This window comes from Rathayibacter tritici, from assembly GCF_002932875.1.
In the GTDB taxonomy this organism is placed as follows: Bacteria; Actinomycetota; Actinomycetes; order Actinomycetales; family Microbacteriaceae; genus Rathayibacter; species Rathayibacter tritici.
On record NZ_PSWS01000016.1, the window covers coordinates 23,688 to 49,194 of the forward strand.

Consider the following 25,507-nt stretch of genomic DNA (forward strand, 5'->3'; position numbering starts at 1 on the left):
GGGACGAGCCCTACATGTTGATCATGTGCCCCTTCAGGCCGTGGAAGCCCTCCTGCAGCGCCTCCGACAGCGTCGGGTGGGTGTGCACGTTGCGGGCCAGCTCGGTCGCGGTGAGGTCCCACTTCTGGGCGAGGGTGAGCTCGGGGAGCAGCTCGGAGACGTCCGGGCCGATCATGTGCGCGCCGAGGAGCTCGCCGTACTTCTTGCTCGCGATGAGCTTCACGAAGCCGGTGGGCTCGCCGAGGCCGTGGGCCTTGCCGTTGGCCATGAAGGGGAAGGTCGAGACGGTGATCTCGTGGCCCTCATCCGTCGCCTGCTTCTCGGTGAGGCCGAAGGAGGCGATCTGCGGCTGGCAGAACGTCGCGCGCGGCATCATCCGGTAGTCGCCCAGAGTCTGGGTCTCGGCGCCGGCGAGGGTCTCGGCGGCGACGACGCCCTGCGCCTCCGCGACGTGCGCGAGCTGGAGCTTGGCGGTGACGTCGCCGATGGCGTAGATGTTCGGGACGTTCGTGCGCATGTGGTCGTCGATCGCGATCGCGCCGCGCTCGGTCAGCTCGACGCCCGTCTTCTCGAGGCCGAAGCCCTCCGTGCGGGGGACCCAGCCGATCGACATGAGCACCTTGTCGACCTCCAAGGTCGACTGCGTGCCGTCCTTCGCGGTGTAGGTGACGGTGACGTAGCCGTCCTTGTCCACGACCGACTCGACCTTGGTCGAGGTCAGAATCTCGACGCCGAGCTTCTTGTACTGCTTCTGGATCTCCTTCGAGACGTCCGGGTCCTCGTTGGGGAGAGCGCGGTCCATGAACTCGATGATCGTCACGTCGACGCCGTAGTTCTTGAGGACGTACGCGAACTCCATGCCGATCGCGCCCGCGCCCACGATGGCCATCGTGTCGGGCAGCTCGCGGGTCATGATCTGGGTCTCGTAGGTGACGACGTTCTCGGAGAGTTCGACGCCGGGGAGGAGGCGGACGCTCGCGCCGGTCGCGATGATCGCGTCATCGAAGGTCAGCGACTCCGTGCCGCCCGTGCTGAGCTGGACGTCGAGGCCCTTCGGGCCGGTGAAGGAGCCCACGCCGTCGAACTCAGCGATCTTGTTCTTCTTCATCAGGAAGTGGACGCCCTTGGTGCGGCCGTCCGCGACCGAGCGGCTACGGTCGAACGCCGCACCGAAGTCGAAGGAGACGTCGCCGGAGATGCCGAACTGCTTCGCCTGGGTGTGGAAGAGGTGGGCGAGCTCCGCGTTGCGCAGCAGCGCCTTGGACGGGATGCAGCCCACGTTGAGGCAGACACCGCCCCAGTACTGCTTCTCGACGACGGCGACGGACTTGCCGAGCTGGGCGGCGCGGATCGCGGCCACGTATCCGCCGGGGCCTGCCCCCAGGACGACGACGTCGAAGTGCTGGGCCATGGATGATCCTCCAGAGTCGTGGATGGTGGTGCGCGGGATGACCACGCCGTCTCCCACCGTACCGTTCCGGGGCTCGGAGGCGGCCCGGTCCTCCGTAGGCGAACGCGCGCGTGGGCGCGGACTGGGCCCACGCAGGAATGTCCGCGGGGCGGGGACGGTTGGAGTGCGATGGGCAACGGAGCCCGTCCCCCAGCCCCCGCACGGAAGAAGCCCGCCATGGCCCTCATCGCCTCCCGCACCGCCACGACCAGCGCCCCGATCCTCGACGTCCTCGCGGAGCGCTGGAGCCCGCGCTCCTACGACGCGACCGCGACCGTCTCGGACGAGACCCTCACGTCCCTCCTCGAGGCCGCGCGCTGGTCACCGTCCGCCAGCAACTCGCAGCCGTGGCGCTTCATCGTCGCCCGCCGCGGATCCGACGAGTTCGACCGCATCGTCTCGACCCTCGCCGGCTTCAACGGAGCCTGGGCCGGCTCCGCCGCCGTCCTGGTCGTCGCGCTCGCCGAGACCCTCGACGCCGAGGGAAAGCCGCGCCCGTGGGCCAGCTATGACCTCGGCCAGTCGATCGCCCACCTCAGCGTCCAGGCGCACCACGAGGGTCTGCACGTGCACCAGATGGCCGGCTTCGACAAGGACGCCGTCCGCGCCGCGTTCGACGTCGACGAGCGCTTCGACCCGGTGACGATCGCGGCGGTCGGAGTCGCTGCCGAGGCCGACGCGCTGTCGAACGAGACGCTGCGCGAGCGCGAGACCGCGCCGCGCAGCCGCCTTCCCCTGGCGGAGCTCCTGCTCGTTCAGGCGTAGCCGCCGCACGTCGAAGGCCTCCCCCGCCCGCGGATCGGGTAGGCCTTCTGTGTTACTCCCCGTGTCGGGCCGCGAGGTGGCGCCCGGGGCCCCTCCGTACGATCGGACGATCCGCCCGTCCGTCCCGCCATCCGGAGAGACATGCCCGCCACCCCCGCCGCCCGCACGAGCCTGGCCTTCGACGCCGAGCTCGGCCAGTCGGCGTTCCCCGTGCGCTTCGAGGGGGTCGGCCGCACTTTCGCGCCCGGGGCGCCGGTGCTGACGGACGTCTCACTCGAGGCGGCCGCGGGCGAGGTCATCGCGATCCTCGGCCCGAGCGGCTGCGGTAAGTCGACGCTCCTGCGCATCGCCGCTGGCCTGGACACTGCATCAGAGGGCTCCGTGCTGATCGGCGGCGCACCCGTCTTGGGCATCGACCCGCGCTGCGCGATGGCGTTCCAGGAGCCGCGGCTGCTGCCGTGGCGGAGCATCGCCGATAACGTCGCGCTGGGTCTGCCGCGCGGCACTCCGCGTCCCGCCGCCCGTGCCGCCGTCGACGAGCTCCTCTCGCTGGTCGGCCTCACCGCGCACGCTCGCTCGCGCCCCCGCGAGGTGTCCGGAGGGATGGCCCAGCGCGCCTCCCTCGCCCGCGCGCTCGCGCGCAATCCCGGCGTGCTCCTCCTGGACGAGCCGTTCGGCGCGCTCGACGCAATGACGCGCCTGCGGATGCAGGACCTGCTGCTCGAGGTGCACGCGGCGGCTCCGGCGACGATCCTGCTCGTCACGCACGATGTCGACGAGGCCCTGCAGCTGGCCGACCGCATCGTGCTCCTCGGGCGAGACGAGCCCGGAGGCATCTCCCGGATCCAGCGGATCGTGACGGTCCCCGGCGTTCGACCCCGGGACCGCGGCTCGGCGGAACTCGCCGAGTACCGCGCCGAGCTGCTCGCGGGGCTCGGCATCGAGCGGCACTGACCCGGGCGGCACCGAGCCGTACGGCACCGAACCGGGCCCGCACCGATGGGGGCCGCACGGTCTCCCTCCACAGCCGCCGTCTCCGCCCGCTCTCCACCAAACCGGCTCCTCCCCGCACCATCGCTCCCCCGCAGCACCCACACTCACTCTTGTCACCGCATCCCGAAGTCGAGGCCCCCATGTCGTTCCCCAGCTCCCCGCACACCAGCTCCCCGCTCACCCGCCGCACCGCTCTGGCCGGCCTGCTCACCGCCGCCGCCGTCCCGCTCCTTGCGGGCTGCGTCCAGGGCGAGGGCGGAGCAGGAGCGGCGGCCGCCGACACCGCGGCCGGAGGCACCCGGGGCGGCACCCTCACGCTCGACTTCGCGACCTACAACCCGTTGAGCCTGGTCATCAAGGAGAAAGGCTGGCTCGAGGCGGCCCTCGCCGAACAGCAGGTCACCGTCGCCTGGGTGCAGTCGGCGGGATCGAACAAGGCCAACGAGGCCCTGCGCGCCGGAGCGATCGACGTCGGCTCCACTGCCGGCTCCGCGGCGCTGCTCGCCCGCTCGAACGGTTCGCCCATCAAGACGATCAACATTTTCTCGCAGCCGGAGTGGTCGGCCCTCGTGATTCCAGCAGGCTCAGCGATCACCGCCGTCGAGCAGCTGAAGGGCAAGCAGATCGCGGCCACCAAGGGCACCGACCCCTACTTCTTCCTGGTGCAGGCGCTCGAGGCCGCCGGGCTGGGCATCGGCGACGTGACGGTGCAGAACCTCCAGCACGCCGACGGCTGGGCCGCGCTGCAGAACGGCTCCGTCGACGCCTGGGCGGGCCTTGACCCGATCATGGCCGGTGCCCAGGCTGCCGGGGCGACCCTGCTCTACCGCAACGTCGACTTCAACTCCTACGGTCTGCTCAACGCGACCGAGAGCTTCCTCGCTGAGAAGCCGGACCTGGCGCAAACCGTGGTGAACGCGTACGAGCACGCCCGCGCCTGGGCGCTCGAGAACCAGGACGAGACGGCCAGCATCCTCGCCTCCGTCGCCGGGCTCGACGTCACGGTGGCGACCACAGTCATCACCGAGCGCAGCAACCTCGACGTCGACCACGTCCCGGGCTCCGCCCAGACCGACGTGCTCGCCGTGATCGGCCCGATCTTCGTCGAGAACGGCGACGTCGCCTCCCAGCAGCAGGTCGACGACGCGCTCGACTCGCTGCTCGACGGCACCTCCGCGTCAGCGGCTGACCCCAGCGCAATCGGGGCGTGAGGGGCAACGCCTCATTCCCCTGCGACCGCCCTGCCACCTGAGGAGACGACGATGACGATCCGCGACAACGAGACCGCGACCGACGCCGACCTGTTGAGCGCGGGCACCGGGCTCGTCCAGGTTCCGGGCGCGGCCGGGTTCGCCGTGGTGGGCCCCGCGGTCGCCGCCTCCCAGCGCCGGCTCCGCGAGGACCGCGCTCGGGGGTCCCGCCCGCTCACCTCGCGGCGCTGGTTCGTCGTCGCCGGCGGGGCGATCCTCCCCGTGCTGCTGCTCGCCGCCTGGCAGATCGCGACGACGAGCGGACTGGTCTCGGTCGCCGTGTTCCCCTCGCCCGCGATGGTGTGGGCGGCCGGAGTCGACCTCGCCCAGCGCGGCGATCTGGGGCAGGACGTCGCTATCTCGACACAGCGGGTGCTCATCGGATTCGCCCTCGGCTCGGCTCTCGGGCTCCTCGTCGGGGCGATGTTCGGCCTCTCCCGCGTCTGGGAGGTGGTCCTCGGGCCGACCCTCGGCGCGATCCGGGCCGTGCCCTCGCTGGCCTGGGTGCCACTCCTGCTGCTCTGGCTGGGCATCGGTGAGGAGTCGAAAATCACGCTGATCACGATCGGCGCGTTCTTCCCCGTCTTCACCACGGTCGCCACGGCGCTCGGCCACGTCGACCGACACCTCGTCGAAGCCGGCCGCGCGTTCGGGCTCTCGGGCGTCCGGCTGTTCACGACGGTGCAGCTGCCCGCGGTGATCCCCGCCGTGATCTCGGGGCTGCGCCTCGCGCTCGCCCAGTCGTGGCTGTTCCTGGTCGCGTCCGAGCTGATCGCCTCCTCGATGGGCCTGGGCTTCCGACTCATCGACAGCCAGAACAACGGCCGGATCGACCGAGTGTTCCTCGCAATCATCCTGCTGGCCGTGCTCGGCAAGCTCACCGACGCCGTGGTCGGCGTCTTCCAGCGCTACGCCGTGAGGAAGTGGGCGTGAGCACCCGGGAAGGAGGTCCGAAGGTGAGCGAGACGATCGTCAACCTGCTCGACGAGCACCGACGCTTCCCTCCGCCCGCAGCCTTCGCTGCCCGGGCGAACGTCGGTCAGCAGGAGTACGCCCGCGCCGCCGCGGATCCGATCGCCTTCTGGGAGGAGGCGGCCCGCCGCCTCGACTGGGCGGAGCCCTGGCACACCGCGCACACCTGGGAGCCGGCCACGCCGCAACCCGACGGCTCGCTCTCGGTACCGCGCACCACTTGGTTCGAGGGCGGACGACTGAACGTCGCCGTCAACTGCGTCGACCGCCACGTGGACGCGGGCCGCGGCGAAAAGGTCGCGCTGCACTTCGAGGGCGAGCGCGGGGACCGGCGGTCCATCACCTACGCGCAGCTCCAGCGCGAGGTCTCCCGCGCCGCGCACGCGCTCACCGCGCTCGGGATCGGCACGGGCGACCGCGTCGTCGTCTACCTGCCGGTGATCCCGGAGACGGTCGTGATCACCCTCGCGATCGCGCGCATCGGAGCGATCCACTCGCTCGTCTTCGGCGGCTTCTCGGCCGAGGCGGTGCGGTTCCGGGTGGAGGACACCGGGGCGAAGCTCCTCGTCACCACCGACGGACAGTTCCGGCGCGGAGCAGCGGTGCCCGTCAAGGCGAGCGCCGACCAGGCGGTCGAGGGCGTCACGTCGATCGAACACGTCCTCGTCGTCCGCCGCACCGGTGAGCAGGACGTGCCCTGGACTCCGGGCCGCGACGTCTGGTGGCACGAGCTGGTCGACGCGCAGAGCGACGTCCACGAGGCAGAAGCCTTCGACTCCGAGACGCCGCTGTTCATCATTTACACCTCCGGCACGACCGGGAAGCCGAAGGGGCTGGTGCATACCAGCGGCGGATACCTCACCCAGGCGTCGTGGACGCACTGGGCGGTCTTCGACGCGAAGCCCGACGACGTGCACTGGTGCACGGCCGACCTCGCCTGGGTGACCGCGCACACCTACGAGATCTACGGTCCGCTCTCGAACGGGCTGACCCAGGTGCTCTACGAAGGCACGCCGAGCACGCCGCACACGGCCCGGCACTTCGAGATCATCGAGCGCTACGGAGTGAGCGTCTACTACACGGCGCCGACCCTGATCCGCACGCTCATGACCTGGTTCCCCGAGGGGGTGCCCGTGCGGTACGACCTGTCGAGCCTGCGCCTGCTCGGCACGGTCGGCGAGTCGATCAACCCCGAGGCCTGGGTCTGGTTCCACGAGGCAGTCGGCGGCGGGCGCTGCCCGATCGTCGACACCTGGTGGCAGTCCGAGACCGGCGCCGCGGTGATGTGCCCACTGCCGGGCGTCTCGACCCTCAAGCCGGGCTCGTCACTCGGTGCCCTGCCCGGACTCGGAGCCCTGGTCGTGGACGAGGACGGCGAGCGGGTCCCGAACGGCTCCGGGGGCTACCTCGTGGTCGACCGCACCGGGCCGGCGCTTGCGCGCACCGTGTGGGGAAATCCGGAGCGCTACCGCGACTCCTACTGGGCCCGCTACGCGCGACGGGGCTGGTTCTTCTCGGGAGACGGCGCGAAATACGACGCCGACGGGGACATCTGGGTGCTCGGCCGCGTGGACGACGTGATCAACGTCTCCGGCCACCGCCTCTCCACGATCGAGATCGAATCCGCCCTCGTCGCCCACCCGGCGGTCGGTGAGGCGGGAGTCGTCGGAGTCGCCGACCCGACGACCGGGCAGGCGATCGCGGCGTTCGTCATCCCCTCCGACGAGGCCGTCGACCGGGCCGAGGAGGACCCGGCCTACTGGAGTGGGCTCAGCTCGTCGCTCTCCGCTCTGCTGCGCGACCACGTCGCTACCGCCATCGGGCCGATCGCCAAGCCGCGCGACGTGGTGGTGGTGGCCGACCTGCCCAAGACGCGCTCCGGCAAAATCATGCGCCGCCTGCTCGGCGACATCCGCGACGGCCGTCCGCTCGGCGATGTGACGAGCCTCCAGGACGACACCGTCCCGGCGTGCATCGCGCGGATCGTCGCGCAGCTCGGCTGAGGCGAGCACGAGAGCGGTGTCGACGTTGCACGGAACCGGCGGCGGCGACGCGACGATCGTGCGCGCGTTCATCGAGTCTCACGACGCGACGGCCCCTCATCGCCGCCCACACCGGCTCGCTCCTCTCCTTCGCTGACATGCCACGGTCCCGCATCGACACACGCTCGTCACCCTGCCCGTCGTCGGCCCGGAGACCCTCGACAGGCTGCAGAACCTCGTTGTCGTGACCATGCGGATGATCGGCGACGGACTGGTGCCCGGCGGCGTGCTCTCCCCGAACGTGTACTCCGCTCGCGGCGAATCTCCGGCAAGCCCTCGACGACTCGGCCGCGGCCGGGAAGGACCTCGGGACAGCGGGAGGGTCGATCGACTCGTGACGGGTGGTGGCCACCGGCCGCTTCCGGGACGGGTCGCCACCGTCTCGGCGACCGAGAGAGCTCAGCGACCGCATCCGGAGTAGCGTGAGGCCGTGCGCGACGTCCAACAGCAGATCATCTCCGAGCTCCACGTCTCTCCCACCGTCGATCCGGCCGCCGAGGTCGAACGGCGCAGCGGCTTCCTCGCCGATTACCTCCGCGGCACGGGCGCGAAGGGCCTCGTCCTCGGCATCAGCGGCGGGCAGGATTCGAGCCTGGCCGGCCGACTCTGCCAGCTCGCGGTCGAGCGGGTGCGCGCGAGCGGAGGGGATGCCTCCTTCATCGCGGTCCGCCTGCCGTACCGGGCGCAGGCCGACGAGGAGGACGCCCAACTCGCCCTCGGCTTCATCCGGCCCGACCGCCAGGTGGTGTTCGACATCCACCAGGGCGTCGACGGCGTCGCCGCGGCGTTCGGCGACGCGGTCGGTGAGCCGATCAGCGATTTCGTCAAGGGCAACGTGAAGGCGCGGATGCGGATGGTCGCCCAGTACGCGATTGCCGGTCAGACGGGCATGCTCGTCGTCGGCACCGACCACGCTGCCGAGGCGATCACCGGCTTCTTCACCAAGTACGGCGACGGCGGCGCCGACGTCCTCCCCCTCACCGGCCTCACCAAGCGGCAGGGCCGCTCGCTCCTGGAGAACCTCGACGCTCCGGCCCGCCTCTACGAGAAGGCGCCCACCGCGGACCTCCTCGATGACAACCCCGGCCAGACCGACGAGACGAACCTCGGCCTCACCTACGCCGACCTCGACGCGTACCTGGAGGGCGGCGACGTCGACCCGGCTATTGCCGAGGCGATCGAAGCGCGGTACGCCGCGACCGAGCACAAGCGCCAGGTGCCGCTGTCGATGTTCGATGACTGGTGGCGCTGACGCCGCGCTGGGACTATCCGTTCGCGGCACCGCTGAGGTCGAGGGCGGCGATGATGCGCTGCTCGTCGGGGTGCGCGAGGCGCTCGGCGTCCGGAGCGTGTCGAGGAGGAGGCGGACGTGGCCCAAGCCTGTGGGACTTTCACCCGGTCGGGCGAGGCGGCGGCCAAGGCGCGCATGGAGAAGACGTTGCTGCGGGACGGGCCGGTCATCGCGGGAGACTCACGGCGCACGTCGTCGGCGAGTCGATCAGAAACGTGGGTCCCCACGGCTCCTTCGCCTGCTGCTCGAGGATGGCGTGACCGAGGTCCCAGTAGCTGATGAGCTGCGTGTGTACAGTACGCTGGGCGCGCAGCTGCATGCCCTGGACACGTGAGGCAGCGCGCTGAGAAACGGCTCGCACCCGACTCGCTGAGCGGGTGCCCCCGGGGCATGGTTCGTCTGCGGCACCCTGAGGGCGATGCGGTAGCGAGTGGCGAGCCGGTCGATGGTGATGGGGCCTCCGTCACGACGTGGTGGGCGGGCAGCGGGAACCTCTGGCCGGCCCCGCTCGCGGCGCAAGGAAGGCCAGCCGCGCTGCGAGCGGGTCCGGTGCGACCTTCTAGGGACGCACGAGGGTCTTGATCGCGCGGCGCTCGTCCATCGCGGCGTATGCCTCCGCGATCTCGTCCAGCGGCAGCTCCAGATCGAAGACGAGACCGGGCTCGATCGCGCCGCTGAGCACGTCCGGCAGCAGCTCGGCCATGTAGCCGCGCACCGGCGCGACTCCACCGTTGACGCCCACGTTCGAGCCGAACATTTGCCGCACCGGCAGCTCCGGGCCGCCGTTGGGAACGCCGACATAGCCGACCATGCCGCCGGGGCGGGCGGAGTCGAGTGCCTGCTGCATCGACTCCTTGGTGCCGACGCACTCGAGCACGCAGTCTGCGCCGATTCCGTCGGTCAGCTCGCGAACGCGTGCCACGCCCTCGTCGCCGCGGGTCTCGACGATGTGCGTCGCTCCGAAGCGGCGGGCAAGGTTTTGCCGCGATTCGTGCCGCGACATCGCGATGATCGTAGTGGCGCCGAGGCGCTTGGCCGCGAGGACCGCGCAGAGACCGACCGCCCCGTCGCCGACGACCGCGACGGTCGAGCCCGCAGTGACACCGGCCGAGACGGCGGCGTGGTGGCCGGTGCCCATGACATCGGCGAGGGTGAGCAGGCTGGGGATGAGCGCGGGGTCCGGGTCGGCGTCGACGCGGAAGAGCGTGCCGTCGGCGAGAGGGACGCGCACCTTCTCGCCCTGGGCGCCATCGGCGAAGCCCTCCTCGTGCACGTCTGCGCCCCACCAGCCGCCGTTCAGGCAGGAGGTGGAGACGCCGTTGGCACAGTTCGCGCAGGTGCCGTCGCAGACGTAGAACGGGGCGATCACGAAGTCGCCGACTGCGACATCGTGCACCTTGTCGCCGATCTCCTCGACCACGCCGACGAACTCGTGGCCGATGCGGTGCGCCTCCGTAGTGGGCGTGACGCCGCGGTAGGGCCAGAGGTCCGAGCCGCAGACGCACGCCGCGGTGACGCGGACGATCGCGTCGCGTCCGGTGGAGAGCTGCGGGTCGGGGACCTCCTCGAGTCGGACGTCGCGCTCGCCGTGGATGAGTGTTGCTCGCATAGGTGCTCCTGGTCGAGAGGGATGGTGTCGGCGTCCACGGTACGCCGGTGCCGCGCGCGGATGCTGCCGCGGCGGGGGCTTGCACGAACGCGCGACGACGCTCTCACCGACGGAGCGGCAGTACGGAGCGGAGCGGCGACGGGTGGAGCGGCCCGGCATCACGGCGGCACCTCCACCCACCCGTTGCGCCCGACCACGACGTGAGCCAGGAACCGCAAACCGCAGGCCTGGGCTCCGTCCTCGATGGCGCGGGTGGCCGCCCGGTCGGAAGGGAGCACGACCGCCTCGCCCGAGTGGCTGTGCGCGAGCCCGATGCCCGCGGCTCCCCGCGCGAGCACCTCGGCCAGCACGGCGGACACCGGGAGCTCGGCGTGCGCGGGAGGGCCGTCGGCCAGGGTCAGCACGTCGCGCACGGCTCCGGACTCGGCGAGCGCCACGGCGAGCACAGTCTCGAGCGGCCGCGCGGCGAGCAGCGGAGTGACGAGGGCGGCCAGACCCGCGGCGTCCGTCACGCGGGCGGCGCGCGAGGCGCGGTTCATCCTCCGTCGCAGCTCGAAGGAGGCGACCAGCCGGCATGCGGCGACCTCGCCGATGCCGCGGTGCCGCATCAGGTCGTTCACGCCGGCGCGGGCGACGGCGTCGATGCCGCCGAAGCGGGCGAGGAGGCGCTGCGCCACGACGGTCGCGTTGGCGCCGCGGACACCGGCTCCGATGAGCACGGCAAGGGTCTCGGCGTCGGTGAGCGCCTCGGGACCGCGGGCACGCAGGCGCTCGCGCGGCCGCTGCTCGGGAGAGAGGTCAGCCATGCGCGGCGATTCGAAGGACATGCCCGCGACGCTACGCAGGCCACCGTCGCCGCGGGCGCTTGCGACCGCATCTGTGGACAATCGAGCCCTCACCGCCCCCTGTGGAGGAGCCTTGGCCGCCGCTCGCCGTCGCGAGTGTCCAGGAGTTGTCGCACTCGGCGTCGAGTGCGACAACTTGTGGATACTCGCGGCGGCGACCGCAGCGGCGACGGCGCGCAACCGGCCTACGCCGGCTCCGTCATGCCCGCCGTCACCGACAGGCTCTCGCCGTCCGGCGCCACATCCACCAGCACCACGTCCCCGTCGCGCACCGTCCCGCCGAGAAGCGCCGTCGCCAGCTGGTCGTCGATCGCCCGCTGCATCAGCCTGCGCAGCGGCCTCGCCCCGTACTGCGGGTCGTAGCCGCGCTCGGCCAGCCACCCGCGGGCGGCCGGCGTCACCGCCAGGTCGAGCCGTCGCTCCGACAGCCGCTTCGACAGCCGGTCGACGTACAGCGACACGATCTCGCCCAGCTCGGTGCGGTCGAGCGCGTCGAAGATCACGATGTCGTCGAGCCGGTTCACGAACTCCGGCTTGAAGGCCTGGCGCACCAGCTGCTGCACCGCCTCCTCCTTCTGCGCTCGCGAGAGCGCCGGGTCGATGAGGATCTGCGAGCCCAGGTTGGAGGTGAGGATGAGGATCGTGTTGCGGAAGTCGACCGTGCGCCCCTGCCCATCGGTGAGCCGGCCGTCGTCGAGCACCTGCAGCAGCACGTCGAACACCTCGGGGTGCGCCTTCTCGATCTCATCGAGCAGCACCACCGAGTAGGGGCGACGGCGCACCGCCTCCGTCAGCTGACCGCCCTGCTCGTAGCCGATGTAGCCGGGAGGAGCGCCGACCAGCCGCGAGACCGCGAACTTCTCGCCGTACTCCGACATGTCGATCCGGACCATCGCCTTCTCGTCGTCGAAAAGATGACCGGCGAGCGCCTTCGCCAACTCGGTCTTGCCGACACCGGTCGGCCCGAGGAAGAGGAAGGAGCCGGTGGGCCGGTCGGGGTCGGCGATGCCCGCGCGCGTGCGGCGCACGGCGTCCGACACGGCCGACACCGCTTCGTCCTGCCCGATCAAGCGCCGATGCAGCTCGGTCTCGAGGTGCAGGAGCTTTTCGGTCTCGCCTTGCAGGAGGCGCCCCACCGGGATGCCGGTCCAGGCCGCGATGACCGCCGCGATGTCGTCGGCCGTCACCTGCTCATTGACCATGCGGCCTTCGAGCGGCTCCTCCTCGGCCTCGGCCGCCGAGAGCTCGCGTTCGATCACCGGGATGTCGCCGTAGAGCAGCTTTGACGCGCGCTCCAGCTTCCCCTCGCGCTGCGCCCGCTCGGCCGCGATCCGCAGGGCGTCGAGCCGGTTCTTCAGCTCACCGACACGGTTGAGGGAGGCGCGCTCGCGCTCCCAGCGCTCCTGGAGCTCGTCGAGCTGGCCCGTGCGGCGGGCGAGGTCCTCGCGCAGCTTCTCCAACCGCGCCTTCGAGGCCTCGTCCTTCTCCTTCTTCAACGCCAGCTCCTCCAGCTTCAACCGGTCGACGGAGCGACGCAGCTCGTCGATCTCGACCGGCGCGGAGTCGATCTCCATCCGGAGCCGTGACGCGGCCTCATCGATCAGGTCGATCGCCTTGTCCGGCAGCTGACGGGCGGTGATGTAGCGGTTCGAGAGCGACGCGGCGGCGACCAGAGCGGAGTCGGCGATGGCCACCTTGTGGTGCGCCTCATAGCGCTCCTTCAACCCGCGGAGGATCGCGACGGTGTCCTCGACGGTCGGCTCGCCGACGAACACCTGCTGGAATCGGCGCTCGAGGGCCGCGTCTTTCTCGATGTACTGACGGTACTCATCGAGCGTCGTCGCGCCGATCATCCGCAGCTCACCGCGGGCCAGCATGGGCTTGAGCATGTTCGCCGCCGCCACCGAACCCTCGCCGCCGCCCGCGCCCATCAGGGTGTGCAGCTCGTCGATGAAGGTGATGATCCGACCGTCGGAGTCCTGAATCTCCTGGAGCACGGCCTTGAGCCGCTCCTCGAACTCGCCGCGGTACTTCGCGCCGGCGATCAGGGCCGAAAGGTCGAGGCTGACGAGCTGCTTGCCCTTGAGGCTCTCGGCGACGTCGCCCGCGACGATCCGCTGGGCGAGCCCCTCGACGACAGCGGTCTTGCCGACGCCGGGCTCACCGATGAGAACCGGATTGTTCTTGGTGCGGCGCGTGAGCACCTGACTGACGCGCCGGATCTCGGCGTCCCGTCCGATCACCGGATCGAGCTTGCCGCTCGCCGCGATGGCGGTCAGGTTGACGCCGTACTGCTCGAGAGCGGATTTTTCGTCCTGCTGGGGCATCCGACCGGCCTGCATAATGGTGGCCTCCTCCGTGACTCAGAAGTTGAGTTCGTTGGACTCAACTTTACCCCCGTCGGGGCCCGGGAGGTCAGGCCGTCAGTCGATCGCTGTGCCGGCCCCGCAGGACTTCGAGTGCCCTTCGGAGGATCGAGCGCAGCCGGAACTCGTCGACCCCGGTCAACGCCGCGATCTCGCCCTGCGAGAAACCGCCGGCTGCGGCGAGCAGCAGTAGCTCCCGGTCGGGACAGTCCAGGCCGAGCAGACCACCGCCGAGCGGACGGCGACCGAGCTCATTCGCGGAGCCGAGGGTCTCGCAGAGCACCTCGAGGATCCAGAGCACGGGCTCGGACGAGTGGGCCCCCTCGCGGGCACGGCGCCAGAGTGCGGTGAAGACGTCGGTACAGAGGCGGTCGCGGCCGACCGAGTCGGCCTGCACGGTTCCGATACACGCGGAGACGAGGCCACCGAAGCGGTCGACGAGCTCTCCCAGAGCGGAGCTGTCTCCCGCGGCGGTGCGCGTCAGCAAACGGGCGGCGTCCAGCGTCAGCGGCGGACGCACTCGTCCTTCGCTCGCCCCACCGCCCCCAGCACTCACAGGCTCCAGCGTGTCACCGACTCCGCGACTGCGGGACCAGTTGCACAAAAGGGGGGTGACAGGTATGCAGCGGATCCACTACCCGTCATCAGAGGCGCGGCCAGCGCGCGCGGGCGAAGCAGAAGAGCCCGTAGGCGATGAGCCCGACGGCGACGACACCCAGGAGGAACACGCCCGCGGGCAGACCCACGAGCGACCGCAACGCCTCATCGATCCCGCCCGTCTGCTCCGGATCGTGGCTGACGGCGGCGACGATCAGCAACACGCCCAGAACGGCGAGCACGACACCCTTGGCGATAGAGCCCACGATCCCCAGCCCGGTGACGACCGTGCCCGCGGCGCCCGCCGGCTTCGCGACATTCTCGAGAAACCTCCTGCTCGCTTCGCGGTAGACGAAGACGCCACCGACGGCGAGGACGGCCAGTCCCGCGATCACGAGCAGCGCGACTCCGCCCGGCGCGGCGAGGACCTGGGCACTCGCGCCCTCGGACGACGCCGACGAACTCGATCCGCCGCCGCGAGCCACTTGGAGCGCGATCACCCCGATCACGAGGTGCACGAGGCCGTTGGCAGCGAAACCGGCACGGGCCAGGGTGCGGACCGCGCGCGAGTCCTGGACGTCGTCGGCGGTGCGCTGGGCGTCGGCAGCACTCGGAGGGTTCACAGGGGGAACGCCACGCGTTTCCTCACAGTGTGTGTCCGGACACCGTGGGGTCGAACGGTGAGTTTGTCCGAACGTTGGACCGAACGGGGGCTTTCCACACCTCGGCTGTCCACACCTCGGCGCCCGATGCTCCGCCATTCCGGGTACGTCAGGAGGCGGTTGTCCACACCTCTCCACAGGGTTGTCCACAGCTGTGGAATCGCTAGAGGGACGAGCGGATCAGACGTCGACGGCTCGGACGAGACCGTCCTGCACACCGCCGAGCCAGTCGTAGACGCTGCGAATCGCGGCCACGCTCCCCTCCTTCGGCTCGACGTCGTCGGTGTCGTCGATGCCGAGGCGCACGGCGAGGGCGAGCCGCATATCGGTCAGAGCGCGGAGCCACGCGATGGCCTGCGACTCGTCGAGCCGGACCGCCACCTCGCCGAGCCCCTCGAAGATCCGGCCGTGGCTCGTGCCGTCGCCCGCGTCCAGGGCGGCCGTGACGGCGCGGGCATCGTCCATCTTGCGGGCGGCGAGATCCGGAGCGGTGAAGCGGCGGAACTCGTCGGCCGCCTCGGCGTCGTCGCGGTAGGCGTCGGGCAGGAGTCGGGCGAGCGCGGGATCTGAGCGCGCCTGCTCGGAGGATGCGCCACGGTCGAGCAGTTCGAGCATCTCGCCGGCCAGGTGGCGGAGGATCCCGGCCTCCTCGCGGTCGAAGCGGGCGATCGCCTCGCCGGAGGAGTCGCGACGGAAGGCGCGCATCAGCGCGCTCCGTCCGGGCGGGGTCGGCGGCACCGCGGGGCGCTTGCGCGAGAATCCCGGAGCTCGCTCATGCGTCGGCCTTGTGCAGCGTCGCCCAAAGGCCGTAGCCGTGCATCGCCTCCACGTGCCGCTCCATCTCCTCGCGGTTGCCGGTCGCGACGACCGCGCGCCCCTCCGTGTGCACCTGGAGCATCAGCCGCTCGGCCTCGGCCCGGTTGAATCCGAAGTAGCTGCGGAACACGTACGACACGTAGGACATCAGGTTGACCGGATCGTCCCAGACCAGCACGATCCACGGGACTTCGGCCGCCGATCGGGTCGCTACCCGCTCGTCCGCGCGCTCGATCGTGTCCGCCATCCCCCCAGCGTAAGTCGCGCCGACGCAGGAGCGGCGCGCCGGCGTCCCGCGCCCGCCCACGACGCGAGACTCCAAAAGTTGTCGCAGTCGACGCCGAGTGCGACAACTTTTGGATAGTGGGTGCGGGCCCCGGACCGACGGAGGCTACGAGAATCCAAGAGTTGTCGCAGTCGATGCCGAGTGCGACAACTTTTGGACAGTGGGGCTCCCGATGCGGGTCCGTTCTACGCCGAGAGCTTGGGCAGCACTTCACGGGCGAAGAAGTCGAGGTGATCGAGGTCCTGCAGGTCCATGAACTGGAGGTAGACGCGCTCGCAGCCCGCCTCGCGCAGGGACTCGAGGCGGTCGACCGCCTCGTCCACTCCGCCCGCTACTCCGTGCTCGCGCAGCTCGGCGGGCTCACGGCCGATCGTCGCCGCCCGGCGCGTGAACTCCGACTCATCGCCGCCGCCCACCGCGATCAACGCGACCGAGTGCACAAGCGTCGAGGGCTCGCGCCCGATCGCGCGGCAGGCCTCGTCGGCCCGCGCGAAGGCACCCGGAATCGCGTCGAACTCGGGGAACGGCAGATTGAAGTCGCTCGCGAACCGCGCCGCGAGCGCCGGGGTCCGCTTCGGCCCTCCGCCGCCGACGATCACCGGCAGCGGCAGGCGCGCGGGCTTGGGCAGCGCCGGCGAATCGGTCAGCGTGTAGTGCTCACCGGCGAAGGAGTAGCGCTCGCCGACCGGCGTGGACCACAGGCCCGTCACGATCTCGAGCTGCTCCTCCAGCAGGTCGAAACGGCGCGGCGGGAAGGGGATCCCGTAGGCCGCGTGCTCCTGCTCGAACCAGCCCGTGCCCAGCCCGAGCTCGGCGCGACCGCCGGACATCGCGTCGACCTGGGCGACCTGGATCGCGAGGATCCCCGGTGGCCGATAGGTGACGGAGGAGACGAGAGTGCCGAGCGCGATCCGCTCGGTTTCGCGGGCGAGGCCGGCGAGGGTCGTCCACGCGTCGGAGGGGCCGACGCCGGGGTCGCCGTCGCCCATCCGGAGGTAGTGGTCGGAGCGGAAGAAGCCGTCGTAGCCGAGGGCTTCGGTGGCCTGCGCGACGGCGAGGAGATCCTCGTAGCTCGCGCCCTGCTGGGGTTCGGTGAAGACTCTGAACTGCACGGGTCCAGCCTCGCGCACCCGGGCCGGATCGCGCGAGCCCGGCCGACTGGCCGCTGACCGGCCGCCGTGTACCGTGGCAGGTTGCCGCCGACGAGAGGACCCCCATGTCCGAGCATCCGTCCTCCCCGGACGCCGCCACCGCGACCGCGGGCGTGACCATCCCCGAGCACCGCCTGGCCCGATGGGTCTTCTGGCCAGCAGCAGCCCTGACCCTCTCGATCGCGGCCTTCGCCATTCTCGCGCCGAACGCCGCAACCGCCGTCTTCTCGACGCTGCAGACCACGGTTGTCAACACGTTCAGCTGGTATTACGTGCTGATCGCCGCGGTCTTTGTCGCGTTCGCGGTCTGGATGGGCGTCAGCCGCTTCGGCGACATCACGCTCGGCGCCGACGACGACAAACCCGAGTTCTCGATGCTCGCCTGGATCTCACTCCTCTTCGCCGCCGGCATGGGCATCGGCCTCGTCTTCTACGGCGTCGCGGAGCCGCTCACCCACTTCGCCACTCCGCGCCCCGGGGTCACCGGTGACGAGACGGAGCTCGCGCAGAGCGCGATCTCGCAGACCTACCTGCACTGGGGCGTCCACGCCTGGTCGATCTACGTCGTCGTCGGCCTCGCCCTCGCGTACGCGATCCATCGCCGCAAGCGGCCGGTATCGATCCGCTGGGCGCTGGAGCCGCTGCTGGGCCGCCGGGTCCGCGGAGGCTGGGGCAACGCGATCGACGTGGTCGCCCTGGTCGGCACGATGTTCGGAGTCGCGACCTCGCTGGGGCTCGGCGTCACTCAGATCTCGGCGGGCCTGGAGGCGAGCGGCATCGTGGAGTCGTCGCTCGCCGTGCAGATCGTGGTCATCGCGGTGGTCACCGGCCTGACCGTCTTCTCGCTGATCTCGGGCGTGGGCAAGGGCATGAAGTGGCTCTCGACCGCGAATCTACTGCTCGCGGCGACCCTGCTGGTCTTCGTGCTGGTCGCGGGGCCGACGCAGTTCCTGCTCCGCGAGTTCGTCCAATCGCTCGGCAACTACCTGCAGAACTTCATCGGCCTGACGTTCACGGTCAGCGCCTACTCCGGACGCGCGGGCGAGGAGTGGCAGGCCTCGTGGACCACGTTCTACTGGGGCTGGTGGATGTCGTGGGCGCCGTTCGTGGGTATCTTCATCGCTCGCGTCTCGAAGGGCCGCACCGTCCGCGAGTTCGTCGTCGGCGTCCTGCTCGTGCCGACGATCATGACCTTCCTCTGGTTCAGCGTCCTCGGCGGCACCGCCATCTATCGCGAGCTCTACGGCACCGGCGGTCTCGTCGGCGCGGACGGCGCGGTGGACACCAATACGGCCCTGTTCTCGATGCTGCAGGAACTGCCCGCCGGCTCGGTGCTGACCGTCGGCGCGATCATCCTGATCGGCATCTTCTTCGTGACCTCCCCCGACTCCGGCGCCCTGGTGATGGCGATGATCGCGACCGGCGGCCAGGCCGAGCCGCGCAACCCGATTCGCGTCTTCTTCGCCGTCGCGACCGCGCTGCTCGCCCTCTCGCTCCTGGTCGCCGGCGGACTCGACGCCCTGCAGACCGCCGCGATCCTCTCGGCCCTGCCGTTCAGCGTCGTGATGATCCTGATGTGCATCGCCACCGTGATCGCCTTCCGACGGGAGATCCGCGCCTACGACCGGGCCCGTCGCACGGCGCTCGTCGGCGACATCGGCACGTTCTACGGCCTCGAGGTCGAGGATCCGACCGAACGCGAGCCCGCTCATCCGCTCAAGCGGCTCGCGGAGCGACTGAAGGCCAGGCCGAAGGAGTAGCCCGACCACCTCGGGCAGCTGCGCGGCCGAGTCAGTGCACGTCGGTGAAGATCACCGTCGAGTGCTGGTCCACGTGCACCTGGACGATCAGTGCGGCTGGGTCGGCGACGGAGAAGGCGCGCTTCCAGGTCACCGAGCCTCCGGGGAGCACGGCGGTGGTCGGGTCGTTGAAGGTCTCGCCCGAGTCGTAGTCCGAGATGCGGGAGGCCTCGACACCGCCGGAGGACGCGTCGATGACCACGTACGGCTCGTACGGCTTGTCGGAGTTGTTCTTGAGGACGAACGTGAGGACCACGTTCTGCGCCTGGTCGGCTCCCGTCGCGTACTTGCCGGGCTGGTACGGCGCCGGGGAGGAGGCGCCGATCGCGATGCCGTCGTCGAACACCACGCCGTCGTTGAAGGTCGACGTCATCTGCTCCTCCTGGGCGGTGCCGGGACGCGAGACCGCTTGCTGCTTCCCGACGGCGCTGAGCACACCGAAGACCGTGACCACGACCACGACCACTGCGAGGACAACCCCGAGCGCGCCCAGGACGATCCCGCTCACAGCGAACCCCTTCGGCGGGCGCTTCTTCGCCAGGCAGACGATGCCCATGATCACCGCGGTGATGCCCGCCGGAGCGCCGAGTACCGGCACGAAGGCGAGGGGCACGGCGGCGATCCCGAGGATCAGAGCCGTAATGGCGAGGGCACTGCGGGCGGGCACGGACGGCGGCGCGGATCCGGCCGAGGGCGCGGGCGCGGCCCCTGCATCGGGACGAGGAGGAAGGGACTGAGGAGCCTGATGAGCATCTGTCATTCCTCCACTCTGCCCGAGAGGACGTCCCGCTCCTTCAGGATGGCGCGGAACGCCGCCCGCCCCGAGAGCACTCCGCGGAGATCAGCTGGGCGACGGGATGACGGGGTGCTCCGGCGGGTCCTGGTCGTCGTCGAGGCGGGCATCGGCGCCCTGGTCGAGTGCTTCGTCGACAGCCTCGGGGTCGTCGATCTCGGGTGGGACCGGCAGGGAACCGCCGTCGGGTCGGGTGGTGTCGGTGACGTCCTCGGGGGCGTCGAAGCCGAAGCTGCTCATCATTCCCTCTCCGCGCTCCGCCCGGGAGGCGGCGCTGCTGCGGGCAGCCTAGATCGCGGCGCGGGGCGCGGTCACGGACTTGACGACGGGGGCAGAACACCGATCGAGGACGAGCATTCTTGTCGAGTTCACGAGAAGTGAACACGACCACTGAACAGCCGCCTCAGTGCACGTACTCGAGGAGGTCGGCGCCGAGGGTGCGCATGCCCTCGAGCACGGCGAGGCGGTAGTGCAGGGTCGTGTCGTCGAACTGGGTCGCCACCGCGTAGGCGACGCCGGCGCGGGGTCCGCGAAGGACGCCCGCCTCAGCGCGGACGCCGACGTCGGTGCCGGTGGTGTTCACGAGCAGGACCCCGTGATCGGGGTGCCGATGCGCGAGCGGGTCGAGGCCGAAGGACGCGGCGACCATCGACAGGTCGGTCCCGAGCGAGAGCCAGCCGATCACCCGCGAGCTGACGGCGGCATCGACGACGTCGCCGTTCGCGAGGGTGGCCAGCAGCCAGGTCAGTTCCCGGGCCGAGCCGATCGAGAGCTGCGGTGCATCGTCGGGGCCCCGCTCGTCGCGGACGACATCGAGCAGAGCGGTGCGCGAGAGCCCCAGCGCCTCCGCCCGCTCGCGAACGGCGTCGAGACCGACGCGGCGGAGCAGGACGTTCGTCGCCAGGTTGTCGCTGGACGCGCCGACGAGTGCGGCGAGGTCGGCGATCGGCATCGACGGCACCTGGAGGTGCTGCCAGATCCCGGAGCCCGCGACCGCGTCGGCGGCGGTCCGGTCGACCAGCCGCAGGTTCTCCTGCGGCTCGTGCGCGAGGCGGGCGGCGACCTCGATCAACAGCACGACGGTGCCCAGGGACGCGGTGGGCATCGAGACGGAGTCGTCGACGGCGAAGAGGGTGCGCCCGGTCGTCAGGTCGACGGCGCGCGCCGAAACGACGACGCCGTCGACCGCGAGGCGTCCGAGGGCATCGAAGCCGCGCTGGAAGTTGTCGCGGTCGCCGGCCCCCTTGTGCCGGCCCCGCCGGTTGCGTCGGTTCTCACGGCGGGTCTCGCTGGTGGGAATCACCACGGTTACGGCCCCTTTACGGGTCGGGAGAGCGGTTGTGCGGAGGGGGACCGAGGTCCTCACGCGCCGGCGGGACGCGAGATCGGCGGACGAGCCCTCGGCATCGGTCGGCTCTCGATGCCCGGGGCTCCTCGTCTGTGGTGCGGGGAGGTGGTCGGTGACGACTACCAGATGGTGACGCGCTCGCTCGGGGAGAGCCAGAGGGCGTCGCCTTCGGAGACGTCAAAAGTAGCGTAGAACTCGTCGATGTTCCGAACGATCTGGTTGCAGCGGAACTCGGCTGGCGCGTGCGGGTCGATGGCGAGAAGGCGGATCGTCTCCTCGTCTCTCGATTTCTGCTGCCAGGCCTGGGCCCAGGAGAGGAAGAAGCGCTCGGCGCCGGTCAGACCGTCGACGACGGGCGGCTCCTGGCCCTCGAGCGAGATCAGGTATGCCTTCCAGGCGATGGCGAGCCCGCCGAGGTCGCCAATGTTCTCGCCGATGGTGAGTGCGCCGTTCACGTGGTGCCCGGGTGTGGTCGCCGGAGCGAGCGCGTCGTACTGCGCGATGAGCGCCGTCGTCCGCTCCTCGAATGCGGCCCGATCCTCCTCGGTCCACCAGTCGGTGAGGCGGCCGTCGCCGTCGAAGCGGGAGCCCTGATCGTCGAAGCCGTGGCCGATCTCGTGGCCGATGACGGCACCGATCGCTCCGTAGTTGGCTGCGGAGTCGCGCCCCTCGTCGAAGAAGGGGAGCTGCAGGATCGCTGCGGGGAAGACGATCTCGTTGAAGCCCGGGTTGTAGTAGGCGTTGATCGTCTGCGGGGTCATGAACCACTCGTCGCGGTCGAGCGGGCGGCCGATCTTGCCGAGCTCACGGGCGAACTCGACCTCGGCGACGCGGCGGGCGTTGCCGAGCAGGTCGGTCGGGTCGATCGAGAGGGCGGAGTAGTCGCGCCAGCGGACGGGATAGCCGATCTTGGGGGTGAACGTGGCGAGCTTCTCGAGCGCCCGCTCGCGGGTGGCGGGGCTCATCCACTCGAGGTCGACGATCGAGCGGCGGTAGGCCTCGATAAGATTCGCGACCAGCACGTCCATCGCGGCTTTCGCGGTCTCGGGGAAGTGGCGCGCGACGTAGGTGCGGCCGACCGCTTCGCCGAGGGACGCCTCGACCAGCGACACGCCGCGCTTCCAGCGCTCGCGCTTCTGCGGAGTGCCGGTGAGGGTACGGCCGTAGAAGTCGAAGTTGGCGTCGACGAACGCGCTGGAGAGGTAGGCCGCGGCCCCCCGGATCACCTGCCAGGCCAGCCAGTCGCGCCAGGCCGGGAGCCGGTCCTCGGCCAGCAGGCCCGCGAGGCCCTGGAGGAAGCTCGGCTGGCGGACGACGACCTCGGCGAGTGCCCCCTCCGGAGCCCCCATCGCGGTGAGCCAGACGCCGAGGTCGACGCCCGCGGCGAGCTCCTCGACCTCGGCCCAGGTGCGGAGGTTGTAGGTCGCCTGGCTGTCGCGGCTGCGGACCTTGTCCCAGTGCACGGCGGCGAGCTCGGTCTCGAGCGCGACGATCCGCTCGGCGCGCGCCTCCGCGGCATCGATGCCCGCCAGCGCGAGCATCCGCGCGACGAACGGCGTGTAGGCCTCGCGGACGGAGGCGAACTCCTCCTCGCGGTAGTAGCTCTCGTCCGGCAGACCGAGGCCGCCCTGGTTGACGAAGACGAGGTAGCGCTCGGGGCTGCCGGGGTCGTTGTCGACGAAGAGGCCGAAGAGGCCGGGGACGCCGGTGCGCTCGAAGGCACCGACAGCGCGGAGCAGGCCGGGAATCGAGTCGACCCGCTGCACGGCCGCGAGATCGTCGGCGATCGCAGCGGCGCCCAGCTCCTCCGCGCGCGCCTCGTCCATGAAGGAGGTGTAGAGGTCGCCGAACAGGCGCTCCTCGGTGCCGTGCTGCGCGGTCTGCGCCTCGACGATGATGTCGCGCACGGCCTTCTCCGCCTCCTCCTGCAGGACGTGGAACGAGCCGTACCGCGCCTTGTCTGCGGGGATCTCGGTGCGGTCGATCCACAGCCCGTTGACGTGCCGGTAGAGGTCGTCCTGCGGCCGCGTCTCGGGGTCGAGTTCGGAGCGGTCGATACCGGAGCGAGACGTCGTCGAAGTCATGGCCGACAGCCTACGTCGAGGCGCCGACAGCGGGGGTGAGTGACGTCGGGCGGCGGTCTGCGCCTCCGGCGCGGCGACGTGGGCGGTCCGACCGACCGTAGGCCGAGCCGCTCGTGCGGCAGAGGGGGATCATGCGAGGAAGACGGGCGGTCGCGTCGCGGCGTCACGGCCTGGCGAACTCCGGACCGATTCCGATGCGCCTGCGCCCTCTGTTTCCGCGGCGCTCTCCCGCCCACTCGGAACCCCGTCCGCGGTCGCCGACATCGCACGCCGGAGGGCGCGGACGTCGCGGAACCCCGAGAGCCGGGCGATCTCGGTTTGCGAGAACGATGCTCCGGCGGCGTTCTTCGACAGGTAGATGCGAGCGATGCGCACCCGCTCCGCCGTGAGTGAGGCCTTCGCCGAGGCGCCCGCCCGCGCGAAGACGTGGCGGAGGTTGCGCGGTGACGTGCTGACCGCCGCGGCGAGCAATTCGATGTCGAAGTCCGGATCCGTGGCCTTCGCCGCAATCGTCCGCAACGCGCCCCGATACAGGTCGCTGAAAGGCGTCATCAGCCAGGGCGACGTGCTTTCGAGCGCCTGCACCAGCAGCGCGGTCGTCAGGTACCGCACTCCCGCCGCGAAGTCCGAGAAGCCGGCGTCTTCGACGTCCATGCCCGAGTTCAACGCGGCGTTCGAGGCCGCGGCGACAGCGTCACGGTACTCCCGGGCGGGAGCGAGAAAGATCCGTCCCCCTGTGAGTTCGTCTCGGGCCGGCCGCGGGAGAGCGTCGAGGTCGTAGTCGACCTCATAGCGCGCGGTCGGGGAGCTGGAGGAGATCCGGAAGGAGTGCTTTGGGCCGGGGAGGATCGCTACGTCTCCCGGGCTGAGTTCGGCCGGTGCATCCCAGGCATCGCACTCGATCGAGGACACTCCCTCTATTTGCAGCAGCAGCAGTGCCGTCGAGGAGTCGCGACGGACCCGATAGCTGGCGCTGGTGTTCCACACGCGAGCGATGCGGAGTTCGGGCAAGACGAGTTCGTCGGCGACGAGACGGACGTCGGAATCGGCTTCGCCGTCGGGCATCTGCCTGTCCGCCAGCCAGCTGAACACCTCCGAGCCCAGAAGGGAGTATTTGTACCGCGGCGTCTCGGTAGGCATCAGCTTTCCATTCTCGGGATTCCTTGAAAGCGACGATCGCTCGGCAGTCGTGGAAATCGACTCGTCCCATCAGAATGCCTCGCTCATCACTATTCTGCTCCGTCGCGCGCAGTTTTCGGCGAAGGAACAGGCAGCGGGCGGCGACTGACAGGGCATTTTCCGCCTCCCTACATATCGACGATTCGTCATTGATTTCGGAAAGTCAGTACGATCCTCGGTCGGCCTTGCAAAGAAGGCCAGCGCGATGAGAGAGCGGCGAAGCGGAACTCTTCGCAGCGAGGATCGCTCGGCCGGGAAAAGAGCCGTCAGGGTCGACCGTCACGGGAATCACCGGGCCGGTGCGACTCCCCGACTGACCAGTCGCTTCACCAGGAGTGACCGAACCCGAGCGCCACGGCACCGCAGTGACGGCGGCACCTGCCTCCTGTCCGCGGACGATCACGGCGGCCGCGCCGCAGGCAGAATCGACCGCTCCGCCATCTGGGGCAGGTCAGCTCAGACACCCGCGACGACTCCGGAGCCGCCCCAGAGTTACCGCCTCATCACGATTGATCGCGCCCTCCTCGCGCCCTCCTCGGCACTCTCCGCTCGCCGCCTTCCGTTCCGCTTCGCGTCGTGCGCCCCGAGACAGCGCACGCCACTTCCGGCAAGCACGGTCATAATCCCGGCAGGTTCGTCTCTGGTCATGGGCGTGCTCAGGACACTGTTCGACGTCCGTTGACACCCACAGAAAGTTCGAGCGCACCATGCCGAAGAAGAACACCCTACGAGCCACGTTCGACTCGTCCACGTGGACCATTCCCTCCGAGGACGGCCTCCACCGCCGCACCATCGTGAAGGGCGCCGCCTGGACCGTTCCGGTCGTCGCTGTGTCGATTGGTACGCCGGCTGCCGCAGCGTCGAACTCGCCGACTCTGGCGTTCACACAGGCGTCGTACAGCGGTACTGCGTGCGGCACGATCACCGGCGTGCAGGTGAAGCGCACCCTCGACGGAACCACTGCCGATCCCGGAAAAACGGTCACGGTGACGGTGACCGATGGCTATACCTTCAAAGACGGAACGAAAACCTACTCAGGAACGACCGACGCGAATGGTCTCATCTCGTTACCGGACATCAAGGTGCCGGCAAAAGGTGGAGGCTTATGCAAAATTGGTTTTTTGCCGAGTGAAAAAGATGAGTCCGCGGACGGCGTTGAAGGCATCTCGGAAGGTGCGCAGTGGCCGCCGGTAGTCGGTGTGGAATATC

The 25,507-nt window shown here is 70.2% G+C and carries 21 protein-coding genes and 1 pseudogene; 8 read left to right on the forward strand and 14 right to left on the reverse strand.

Annotated elements, in window-relative coordinates:
- Nucleotides 1–10 precede the first annotated feature (10 nt).
- Nucleotides 11–1,411 carry a dihydrolipoyl dehydrogenase gene (lpdA, locus tag C5D07_RS02705; RefSeq protein ID WP_104258614.1) on the reverse strand — a complete coding sequence of 467 codons (1,401 nt, stop codon included), beginning with the start codon at nucleotides 1,409–1,411 and terminating at the stop codon, nucleotides 11–13.
- A gap of 216 nt (nucleotides 1,412–1,627) precedes the next feature.
- Between lpdA and C5D07_RS02710 the strand changes: the two genes are divergently transcribed.
- The 6 genes from C5D07_RS02710 to nadE all read left to right on the forward strand — a co-directional run bounded on the left by C5D07_RS02710 (nucleotide 1,628) and on the right by nadE (nucleotide 8,724).
- Nucleotides 1,628–2,215 carry a nitroreductase family protein gene (locus tag C5D07_RS02710; RefSeq protein WP_068250432.1) on the forward strand — a complete coding sequence of 196 codons (588 nt, stop codon included), beginning with the start codon at nucleotides 1,628–1,630 and terminating at the stop codon, nucleotides 2,213–2,215.
- Between the two features lie 141 nt (nucleotides 2,216–2,356).
- Nucleotides 2,357–3,169 carry an ABC transporter ATP-binding protein gene (locus C5D07_RS02715; RefSeq protein WP_104258615.1) on the forward strand — a complete coding sequence of 271 codons (813 nt, stop codon included), beginning with the start codon at nucleotides 2,357–2,359 and terminating at the stop codon, nucleotides 3,167–3,169.
- 179 nt (nucleotides 3,170–3,348) lie between these two features.
- Nucleotides 3,349–4,419 (forward strand): aliphatic sulfonate ABC transporter substrate-binding protein, encoded by a 1,071-nt coding sequence (locus tag C5D07_RS02720; protein ID WP_104258616.1) that lies wholly within the window; start codon nucleotides 3,349–3,351, stop codon nucleotides 4,417–4,419.
- Between the two features lie 51 nt (nucleotides 4,420–4,470).
- Nucleotides 4,471–5,391 (forward strand): ABC transporter permease, encoded by a 921-nt coding sequence (locus C5D07_RS02725; protein ID WP_104258617.1) that lies wholly within the window; start codon nucleotides 4,471–4,473, stop codon nucleotides 5,389–5,391.
- A 23-nt stretch (nucleotides 5,392–5,414) separates the two neighbouring features.
- Nucleotides 5,415–7,433, forward strand: coding sequence for an acetate--CoA ligase (gene acs / locus C5D07_RS02730; RefSeq protein WP_104258625.1), 2,019 nt, complete (start codon nucleotides 5,415–5,417; stop codon nucleotides 7,431–7,433).
- 469 nt (nucleotides 7,434–7,902) lie between these two features.
- Nucleotides 7,903–8,724, forward strand: coding sequence for an NAD(+) synthase (gene nadE, locus C5D07_RS02735; RefSeq protein ID WP_104258618.1), 822 nt, complete (start codon nucleotides 7,903–7,905; stop codon nucleotides 8,722–8,724).
- A gap of 598 nt (nucleotides 8,725–9,322) precedes the next feature.
- On the opposite strand, the gene C5D07_RS02740 is transcribed toward nadE, so the two are convergent.
- The 8 genes from C5D07_RS02740 to C5D07_RS02775 all read right to left on the reverse strand — a co-directional run bounded on the left by C5D07_RS02740 (nucleotide 9,323) and on the right by C5D07_RS02775 (nucleotide 17,056).
- Nucleotides 9,323–10,372, reverse strand: a complete 1,050-nt coding sequence (locus tag C5D07_RS02740) for a zinc-dependent alcohol dehydrogenase family protein (protein WP_068250420.1) — start codon at nucleotides 10,370–10,372, stop codon at nucleotides 9,323–9,325.
- Between the two features lie 158 nt (nucleotides 10,373–10,530).
- A complete protein-coding gene (locus tag C5D07_RS02745) occupies nucleotides 10,531–11,178 on the reverse strand; it encodes a JAB domain-containing protein (RefSeq protein WP_068250418.1) in 648 nt (215 codons plus the stop codon).
- Nucleotides 11,179–11,402: 224 nt separating this feature from the next.
- On the reverse strand, nucleotides 11,403–13,559 hold the full coding sequence (locus C5D07_RS02750; RefSeq protein ID WP_104258619.1) for an ATP-dependent Clp protease ATP-binding subunit: 2,157 nt from the start codon (nucleotides 13,557–13,559) through the stop codon (nucleotides 11,403–11,405).
- Between the two features lie 73 nt (nucleotides 13,560–13,632).
- The gene (locus C5D07_RS02755; protein ID WP_104258620.1) at nucleotides 13,633–14,103 is read right to left on the reverse strand and encodes a hypothetical protein; all 471 of its coding nucleotides are present in this window, start codon (nucleotides 14,101–14,103) and stop codon (nucleotides 13,633–13,635) included.
- A 124-nt stretch (nucleotides 14,104–14,227) separates the two neighbouring features.
- On the reverse strand, nucleotides 14,228–14,803 hold the full coding sequence (locus C5D07_RS02760) for a DUF1206 domain-containing protein (RefSeq protein ID WP_249028156.1): 576 nt from the start codon (nucleotides 14,801–14,803) through the stop codon (nucleotides 14,228–14,230).
- A 219-nt stretch (nucleotides 14,804–15,022) separates the two neighbouring features.
- Entirely contained in the window at nucleotides 15,023–15,547 is a 525-nt protein-coding gene (locus C5D07_RS02765) for a DUF2017 domain-containing protein (protein ID WP_068250409.1), read from the reverse strand.
- A 67-nt stretch (nucleotides 15,548–15,614) separates the two neighbouring features.
- Nucleotides 15,615–15,905 carry an ATP-dependent Clp protease adapter ClpS gene (gene clpS / locus C5D07_RS02770; RefSeq protein ID WP_068250406.1) on the reverse strand — a complete coding sequence of 97 codons (291 nt, stop codon included), beginning with the start codon at nucleotides 15,903–15,905 and terminating at the stop codon, nucleotides 15,615–15,617.
- A gap of 224 nt (nucleotides 15,906–16,129) precedes the next feature.
- Nucleotides 16,130–17,056, reverse strand: coding sequence for an LLM class F420-dependent oxidoreductase (locus tag C5D07_RS02775; protein WP_104258622.1), 927 nt, complete (start codon nucleotides 17,054–17,056; stop codon nucleotides 16,130–16,132).
- Between the two features lie 104 nt (nucleotides 17,057–17,160).
- On the opposite strand from C5D07_RS02775, the gene C5D07_RS02780 reads away from it, so the two are divergent.
- A complete protein-coding gene (locus C5D07_RS02780) occupies nucleotides 17,161–18,855 on the forward strand; it encodes a BCCT family transporter (RefSeq protein ID WP_104258623.1) in 1,695 nt (564 codons plus the stop codon).
- Between the two features lie 31 nt (nucleotides 18,856–18,886).
- On the opposite strand, the gene C5D07_RS02785 is transcribed toward C5D07_RS02780, so the two are convergent.
- The 5 genes from C5D07_RS02785 to C5D07_RS02805 form a co-directional block, all read right to left on the reverse strand.
- Nucleotides 18,887–19,561 carry a DUF4190 domain-containing protein gene (locus tag C5D07_RS02785; protein ID WP_068250400.1) on the reverse strand — a complete coding sequence of 225 codons (675 nt, stop codon included), beginning with the start codon at nucleotides 19,559–19,561 and terminating at the stop codon, nucleotides 18,887–18,889.
- A 174-nt stretch (nucleotides 19,562–19,735) separates the two neighbouring features.
- The gene (locus C5D07_RS02790; RefSeq protein ID WP_068250397.1) at nucleotides 19,736–19,930 is read right to left on the reverse strand and encodes a hypothetical protein; all 195 of its coding nucleotides are present in this window, start codon (nucleotides 19,928–19,930) and stop codon (nucleotides 19,736–19,738) included.
- A 160-nt stretch (nucleotides 19,931–20,090) separates the two neighbouring features.
- Nucleotides 20,091–20,993 (reverse strand): serine hydrolase, encoded by a 903-nt coding sequence (locus C5D07_RS02795; protein ID WP_068250394.1) that lies wholly within the window; start codon nucleotides 20,991–20,993, stop codon nucleotides 20,091–20,093.
- 161 nt (nucleotides 20,994–21,154) lie between these two features.
- Nucleotides 21,155–23,119 (reverse strand): M13 family metallopeptidase, encoded by a 1,965-nt coding sequence (locus C5D07_RS02800; RefSeq protein ID WP_068250391.1) that lies wholly within the window; start codon nucleotides 23,117–23,119, stop codon nucleotides 21,155–21,157.
- A gap of 129 nt (nucleotides 23,120–23,248) precedes the next feature.
- Nucleotides 23,249–24,259 (reverse strand): hypothetical protein, encoded by a 1,011-nt coding sequence (locus C5D07_RS02805; protein WP_104258624.1) that lies wholly within the window; start codon nucleotides 24,257–24,259, stop codon nucleotides 23,249–23,251.
- A gap of 746 nt (nucleotides 24,260–25,005) precedes the next feature.
- On the opposite strand from C5D07_RS02805, the pseudogene C5D07_RS15620 reads away from it, so the two are divergent.
- Nucleotides 25,006–25,507: pseudogene (locus C5D07_RS15620) on the forward strand (hypothetical protein); the annotation flags it as partial.